Source organism: Caballeronia sp. INML2 (genome assembly GCF_023631365.1).
Lineage (GTDB): Bacteria > Pseudomonadota > Gammaproteobacteria > Burkholderiales > Burkholderiaceae > Caballeronia > Caballeronia turbans.
The window spans coordinates 1-745 of record NZ_JALQDH010000203.1 but is presented as its reverse complement, the minus strand read 5'-3'; the positions used below and the strand labels follow the sequence as shown (position 1 = coordinate 745).

Here is a 745-nt window from a genome sequence, read left to right as displayed (position 1 = left end):
CTACGAACGGGGGCTCATCGAAGACCCGGTCAACAAGACGAAATCTGTGACCTTTACCGAAGAAGGACTGCGCGAGTGCGAGCGGCTCTTTAACCAACACTTCGTCATTCCTGAGCGACCAAAAACTTGATTCAACGAACTTCTAACTCAGCACACTAGTTGTCACCGACGAATCGCGTTGTGGTGAAGGCTGGCGCTGCGTAGCAGTGTCAGCCTTCACCACTTCGGCGTCGGCGCCGCTGAGTATCCGGGTCACCAACTCCCTCGCTCGGTCCGATCGCCACACTTTCACCCGGCGCTGCAGGGTGCGTAGTTGCGCGCCGGAATACAGCGTGGGAGCCATCGCGGTGAGGCGCTCGTATAGCTGCTTTGCGGTAATGCCGGGTTCGGTTTCGAGCCACTCCAGTATCTTCGGCCAGGTATGTTCGAACGGATCTTCGCGAGTGCGCCAGTCATGTGGGACGCGCGCTTTGCGGTGATGTGTCGGTCGAATCTCGCCGGCTTGCCACGCTGTCCCGAGACTGGACAGGAAATCGGAGAGTGGAACCTCAGTTGCTGTCTTCGTCGACGCTGGCGGCCCGCTAGCAGCGCTGCTTTGTGCAACGCGTTGTTGTGCTTCGCGAATTCGATGCAGCAGATCCAATGGATCGAGCCTACGAAACCGCGCGCGAAGACTACGTTTGGTCGCCTCGGGAATAGATGGGGATCGCAAGACGCGCTCAAGCGGCGTCAACGGAGCTTCATA

1 protein-coding gene and 1 pseudogene are annotated in these 745 nt (G+C 58.7%); one reads left to right on the top strand and one right to left on the bottom strand.

The genetic code is table 11. The features are described 5' to 3' along the window. A partial coding sequence (locus tag NCT32_RS37000) for a DUF6429 family protein (protein WP_250491141.1) occupies positions 1 to 130 on the top strand: 130 nt, incomplete at its 5' end. A gap of 12 nt (positions 131 to 142) precedes the next feature. On the opposite strand, the pseudogene NCT32_RS36995 reads toward NCT32_RS37000, so the two are convergent. After that, a pseudogene (locus NCT32_RS36995) lies at positions 143 to 745 on the bottom strand (transposase); the annotation flags it as partial.